Below are 6,431 nucleotides of genomic sequence, written 5' to 3'. Positions count from 1 at the left end.
TGCCACCCCGGCCCGCCTGAGCCGTGGTCACCCGCAGCCCATCAGCAAATTCCACCACGTTGACGGACGTGACCACCTCGATCTGCCCTGACCGCAGGTCGCCGCCTTTGGCCTTGGCTCGGGTGGCGCCCGTGGCACACCATTCCCCCACCCAGCGAACCGCAGTCGCCGCCGCAACCCCGAAGCGATCGGCCGCTGCGCACCGTGACATGCCGCCCTCGACCGCCGTAATCAGCCGGGAGCGCAGATCTTCAGACAGGGTTCTCGCCATGCAAGCTGGCCTCCGCACCCAGCCAGCAGGATGAATCAGACTTCGAGGCTCAGGGGAATCCCCCAATGACTCCAATCGTTCGGATTTTGCTCTAGGCGTCAGACCGCCCGGTTCGACGTGAGACCCACCGTGCTGAGGTTGCCCCTTCCCTTCCAGGCTTCGGGGCGCGACACTCCGCCTGAAATGTCAGGTGACGCAGAGACGTTGGCCGACGGGAGGGGGAGCGACCAGATGTTCACGCACGTCATGATCGGCAGCAATGACCTTGCGCGATCGAAAACCTTCTACGATGCCTTGTTCGCGGCCATCGGTGGCGAGCCGGGCAACATGGATCCCAGAGGCCGCTTGGTCTACGTCCATAAGGGCGGTCGCTTCCTGGTCACCAAGCCGATCGACAACCAACCTGCCTGCCACGCCAATGGCGGCACGATCGGCTTTGCCATGGCCAACCCAGCCGAGGCGGATGCTTGGCATAAGGCAGGCGTTGCGAGCGGAGGCACTGCGATCGAGGACCCGCCCGGCGTGCGTCAGGGCGCTGCGGGCCCCCTCTACCTTGCCTATCTGCGCGATCCGGACGGCAACAAACTTTGCGCACTCCACAGAATGAGCTGAACTCGCTTATCGCAGGAGTACATCTGCAATCGCTCCTGCTCCAGCGCTATAGTAGGCCTACTACCGAAGCCTCTAAAGGCACGACGCGGATGCTCCAGTGAACTATGCCTGACGCCGGTGAAATGGCGATGAACGCGACCTTCAAAGCGGCGGTAATAAGAAATTTTGCACTGTGCAGATCCTGAACCTGCCCAGTGCAGCATCGCCGTCCGCGTCGCCCTACGGGTGAGAGCAGGCAAAGGGTTCTCGAGGGGCTACTTCCGACGACTGGGTGTGAGAGGCGGCGGTTGTCATGCTCTCCCCTCGGTGGCCGCCATTCTCCGTTCGGGTCGGGGCGTAGCTTGATCACAGGACGGTCATCATCTTAGCCTTCCCAACGGCCAAAGTTCATTGCGGCAGGAAGTCTGGACAGCGATGCCCGCTGCGTCCTGCATTGGGGCGAGACCAGCGATGGCGGGGGCCGGCGTCTGGCAGGACGAAGTCGATACGCGGCCGCAGGAGGGGCAGCATCCGATGGCCTATGACGTGATCGTGGTCGGCATCGGCGGCATGGGCAGTGCCGCAGCCTGGCAATTGGCTCGCCGCGGGCACCGCGTGCTCGGGCTGGAGCGCTTCGACATACCGCATGCGATGGGATCATCCCATGGCGTGACGCGGATCATCCGCCTGCCCTACTACGAGGACCCTGCCTATGTTCCGCTGCTGCAGCGGGCCTATGCCTTGTGGCGGGACCTCGAAGCCGCGACGGGCGAGCATGTCCTGATCACCCACGGCTCGCTCGATGGCGGGATCGAGGACGGTGAGGTGTTCAATGGCGCGCTCGCGTCGGCCCGCCTTCATGGCCTGCCCCATGAGGTGCTGACCGGCGCCGCGGTGAATGCCCGCCATCCTGGCTACAACCTCGCCCCGCAGGCGCGCGCGGTCTTCCAGCCTCAGGGTGGCTATGTGATGAGCGAGCGTGCCATCGTCGCCCATGTGCGCGCGGCCCAGGCGGCGGGCGCCGAGATCCACGCGCGCGAACAGGTCCTGGGTTGGGACGCCCGCCCCGGCGGGGAGGGCGTGGTCGTCACCACCGATCGTGGCCGCTACGAGGCCGCGCGGCTGGTCCTCACCGCCGGTGCCTGGATGGCTGACCTCGCGCCGCTGCTGCAAGGCGTCGCCGTGCCGGAACGGCAGGTCCTGGCTTGGCTGCAACCGCAGGACCCAGCCCTGTTCACGCCGGAGCGCTTTCCCGTCTTCAACCTCGAGGTGCCCGAAGGGCGCTACTACGGCTTCCCGGTGGTCGAGGTACCCGGCTTTAAGTTCGGCCGCTACCACCACCGATCGGAGAGCATGCCGGCCGACCGGATGCGCCGCGAGGTCGATGCGGAAGACGAGGGCTTGTTGCGGGCCTTCGCCGGCCAGTACTTCCCGCAGGGGACCGGACCCACCATGGCGCTGCGCGCCTGCATGTTCACCAATACGCCGGACGAGCACTTCATCCTCGACCACCATCCGGAGCACCGCCAGGTCGTGCTGGCCTCGCCCTGCTCCGGCCATGGGTACAAGTTCTGCAGCGTGATCGGGGGGATACTGGCGGACCTCGCCAGCGGCGACGGCACAACGGGCCACGCGATCGAGTTCCTGCGGCTCGGTCGGCTGCGCCGAGCGGCCTGAGGGAGCTTGATCATGCGACGGCTGCTGACCCGCCTGTCCACGATGCTGCTGTGCCTGGGCATGGTCGCGCCAGCCGCCGCGCAGGCGCCCCAGTACCCGAGCCGCCCCATCCGCATCATCGTCACCTTCTCGCCGGGCGGCACCGCGGATGCCTTGGCACGCATCGTCGCACGGGAAATGGCCGGCAGCCTGAGCCAGGGCGTGGTGGTGGAGAACCGGTCCGGCGCCTCGGGCCTGATCGGCACCGAGTACATGGCAAAAGCAGCGGCCGACGGCTACACCTTGGGCGTCAACTCGGTGTCGCAGATCGCGCTGCCCTTCGCGGCGAGGGCGATAGGCTACGATCCACGCTCCCTGCGACCGGTTACCTTGATCGCAACTGTGCCCGGCCTTCTGAGCGCTCATCCGAACCTGCCGGCGAGGACGCTGCAGGACGTCATCACCATGGCTCGGCAGGCGCCCGGCACACTCGCCTACGGCAATCCTGGCAGCCTGTCCGCCGCGGCGCTGGCGATGGAGATGATGAAGCTGCAAACTGGGTCCGCCATCGCGACCGTGTCCTACCGGGGCGGCGGACCGGCGCTGGTCGATCTGGTGAGCGGTGCGGTGCAGCTCGGCGTCAGCGGCCCCGCCGCACACCTGCCGTTCATCCGGTCTGGAGAGCTGCGAGCCATCGCCACCACGGGCGCCACGCGATCCTCCGCGGTGCCAGAGGTGCCGACCTTCGCCGAGAGCGGGCTGCCGGGCTTCGATCTCTCGGACTGGTACGGCCCGGTCGTTCCCTCGGGAACGCCAGATGCCATCATCAGCATCCTGCACAGCCATGTCGCGCGCGCCTTGTCGAAGCCGGAGGTGCGCACCGCCCTCTACACGCTTGGAGCCGAGCCGAGCGGCATGAGCCCTGAGGCCTTCGCGGCATTCGTCGCGCAGGAGACAGACAAGATCGGCACGCTGGTCACGCATCTCAACATCAGGCTGGATTGACCATGGATCTTCAATTGACGGGCAGGCGTGCGCTGATCACCGGCGCCTCGAAGGGGATCGGGTACGGCATCGCGGCGCGTCTGGCCGCGGAGGGTTGCGCGCTGACGCTGGTCGCGCGTGACCCCGCCGGGCTGGACAAGGCGGCGGCAGCGCTCAAGGCCAGGCATCCTGGCCTCGATGTCAGCACGGTCGCCGCGGACCTCGGCCACCGTGATCAGCTCGGCGGCCTGTATCCCCGTCTGTCCTCGGTCGATATCCTGGTGAACTCGGCCGGCGCCGTGCCACGTGGCCAATTGCTCGACACGACTGCCGAGCAATTCCGCGCAGCGATGGACAGCAAGGGCTTCGGGGCGATCGACCTGTGCCGCGAGGCCTATCGCCACATGCGGGCCCGGCGCGATGGTGTCATCCTCAACATCATCGGCATGTCCGGCGAAAGGCCCAGCCCGAAGTCGGTGCCGACTTCGACAGTGAACGCGGCGCTGATCGGCTTCACCCAAGCTGTTGGCGCACTCAGCCCAGACGACAACATCCGTGTGCTGGGGCTCAATCCAGGTTTGGTGGCGACCGAGCGCACCGCCGGCCTCATGACGCCCAGCAGCGATCCCCATGACAACGCTTATGCGCACCTCACATCGAACCTGCCCTTCGGCCGCATGGCAACGACCGGCGAAATCGCCGACTTCGCGGCGTTCCTGGTATCGCCGCGGGCCAGTTATTGCAGCGGTACTGTCTACACGGTCGATGGGGGTGCGCGGTTCCGGGCTTGAGGAGGCGATGGGTGCACCACAGAGGATATGCGGCTTGATAGTTCGAAGCCTGACGGGGAAGCCGTTCAAAGAGAGGAAACTGAGGAGACTAAGGTTCAGCGCACGGGGCGGTGAATGATTGGCACGGCGAGGCACGCCAGCCTTTTTGAAAACCGTTACACCGATGCTGCTGCAAGATTTGCCTCGCTTGGCGCTGCACCTTGGCCGCCTCGACTGTGCCGTGCTGTAACGACGCACGGCGAAAGGAGACGATCGTCGCCAAGGGATCGACAGCCGCACCGGAAGAGGCCGTCTAGGTTACCGATAACGATCTGCTTCCCGGCTGCTCCCGATCACTGCGGGGCGGTGCTCATTTAGCCGCGTGCAAAATTTCTAAGCTCACCCTCGGCCCAACCCATGGCCTCGTCGATGGTCTGTCCGCCCTGTGCCACGCGGGCGACCATTTTCGTGCTGACGGCCTGGACATAGGCCTGCACCGCGATGTCCGCCGGCGCAGGTGCGAAGGCGACAGTCAGCTGGCTCTGTTGATGCGGCTTGTCAGGGTAGTTGTAAGCGAAGCCTTTCGGTGGTCCCTCGGTTTCCCAGATCTGGAAGTCGGACATGCTCTGGAAGGGAGGGATATCGAAACCGGAGGTCGCCACTGTCTGCCGCTCCGCGCTCTGCCGGCCAGAGAGGAACTCAACCAGCGATTTTGCCGCGGTCTTGTTCCGCCCGAAGCTCCAGATGCCGAAGAAGAACGGTAGGAATGGAGCGAAACGGCCCTCGGCGCCGCTTGGGAAGGGTGCGTACCAGCATTTCTCGGCAATCTGCGGCGTATCCCGCTTTGCCACTGCCCAGGCGGAGGGCGGATTGAAGATCAGCGCAGACTTGCCGGAGATCAGCGCGCGGTTGTTTGCTGCGTCATCCCAGGCCCAAACGTCGTTCGGCAGGTGCTTCGACAGCCGGACAAGATACTCGACCGCCTGCTTCAGCTTGTCGTTGCCGCGCACCGTCACCCGCCCGTCGGCACCCATCATGCTGACACCGAAGCTGCGGAACAGCGCGCCCACCCAATCGACCGCGTCGGAATACTGGCCCATGGGCAGGGCGAAGGGATAGCCAGCGGCGTTGCACTTCTCCGCCGCCGTGAGGAAGGCATCCCAGTTCCAGGTCTCGGCGCCCGGGCCTCGCTCGGCCTTCGCCGGCCACATGGCGCGGATGTCGATTCCGGCATGCTCCTGGAACAGGTCGTAGCGGATGCAGGCGGACTTGATCTGGCTGCCGGCGACCGCGGGCACGGCGCGCCAGGCGCCATCGCGCCGCGCCAGATACTCGGCTGCCGGGCTGATCGGGCCGTATTTCTGCTGAAGGCGCCCGACCACGTCGTCGACCGGCTCCAGCAGTTGGGCGTGAGAGGACGGCTCCCAGGTCGGCATGGCGATCAGATCATGGCCGCTCCGCGATAGCGCTTCGGAAGCAATGGTCAGCAGGATCTGGTTGCCGGCGGAGACAAGACGGTCGATCTTGACCTCGACCCGGTTCCTGGCGCCCCATTCCTCGCAAAGTTCACGGATGATGTCGTTGCCTGCAGGCACCCAGTGTTCCCAGAAGGCGCAACGGAGTACCCCGGCTGATCCCTGGCCTTGAACGTTGAAGACGGGCAGCGATGCTCCAGCTGCGCCCGCCATGCCCGCCCGCAATGCCGCGCGCCGGGTCATGCCATATCGTTTCATGGTGCTTGCCTCCCATGGGCGACTTGGCGCCGCCTCACGGAGGGAGCTTACGCAGCCTCATGGCCGCCCGGAACTGTGATTGTACGACACTGGGCAGGCAGAGGCGTCCCGGTCCTCGGCGACGCTGTGGCACGAGTTGGGCCGGTGGCGTGGCGGTTTGCGTCCATCCCCATCGCATGATCCGCCGCGGTCATGCAATCAGCATGAGGAAGCCTGTCTCGGTCGGCTCAAGCTGAATCCATCCTATGTGATCGGCTGATCCGGGCTTCGGGGGGGATTATCGCATGTGTGGATGCCCCCTGCGGGTCATGTGTGGATGCCCCCTGCGGGTCAAGGCGTATCTGCAGCGCTGGCACCGAGAGCACGGGTGCGGTCATGTGTGCGGCCTCTGATGCGGCCGGTCTGGCCGCGGGCCCTGATGAGCTG

Annotated in this window: 5 protein-coding genes and 1 pseudogene; 4 read left to right on the top strand and 2 right to left on the bottom strand. The window is 65.9% G+C overall.

What is annotated here, in order from left to right; all coding sequences use genetic code 11:
- A pseudogene (locus tag JMJ56_RS32425) lies at positions 1-271 on the bottom strand (hypothetical protein); the annotation flags it as partial.
- Between the two features lie 231 nt (positions 272-502).
- Between JMJ56_RS32425 and JMJ56_RS32420 the strand changes: the two are divergent.
- The 4 genes from JMJ56_RS32420 to JMJ56_RS32405 all read left to right on the top strand — a co-directional run bounded on the left by JMJ56_RS32420 (position 503) and on the right by JMJ56_RS32405 (position 4,293).
- A complete protein-coding gene (locus JMJ56_RS32420) occupies positions 503-883 on the top strand; it encodes a VOC family protein (protein ID WP_202836003.1) in 381 nt (126 codons plus the stop codon).
- A 450-nt stretch (positions 884-1,333) separates the two neighbouring features.
- Complete coding sequence (gene solA / locus JMJ56_RS32415) at positions 1,334-2,539, top strand: N-methyl-L-tryptophan oxidase (RefSeq protein ID WP_236039037.1); 1,206 nt, start codon at positions 1,334-1,336, stop codon at positions 2,537-2,539.
- Positions 2,540-2,551: 12 nt separating this feature from the next.
- On the top strand, positions 2,552-3,523 hold the full coding sequence (locus JMJ56_RS32410) for a tripartite tricarboxylate transporter substrate binding protein (protein ID WP_202836002.1): 972 nt from the start codon (positions 2,552-2,554) through the stop codon (positions 3,521-3,523).
- Positions 3,524-3,525: 2 nt separating this feature from the next.
- Positions 3,526-4,293, top strand: coding sequence for a short-chain dehydrogenase/reductase (locus tag JMJ56_RS32405; RefSeq protein ID WP_202836001.1), 768 nt, complete (start codon positions 3,526-3,528; stop codon positions 4,291-4,293).
- A 353-nt stretch (positions 4,294-4,646) separates the two neighbouring features.
- On the opposite strand, the gene JMJ56_RS32400 is transcribed toward JMJ56_RS32405, so the two are convergent.
- Positions 4,647-5,867 carry an ABC transporter substrate-binding protein gene (locus JMJ56_RS32400; RefSeq protein WP_328702524.1) on the bottom strand — a complete coding sequence of 407 codons (1,221 nt, stop codon included), beginning with the start codon at positions 5,865-5,867 and terminating at the stop codon, positions 4,647-4,649.
- Positions 5,868-6,431: the final 564 nt, after the last annotated feature.

Source organism: Belnapia arida (genome assembly GCF_016773205.1).
Lineage (GTDB): Bacteria > Pseudomonadota > Alphaproteobacteria > Acetobacterales > Acetobacteraceae > Belnapia > Belnapia arida.
Note: the sequence above shows the minus strand (reverse complement) of the source record. Positions and strands in the feature narration are given on the sequence as shown.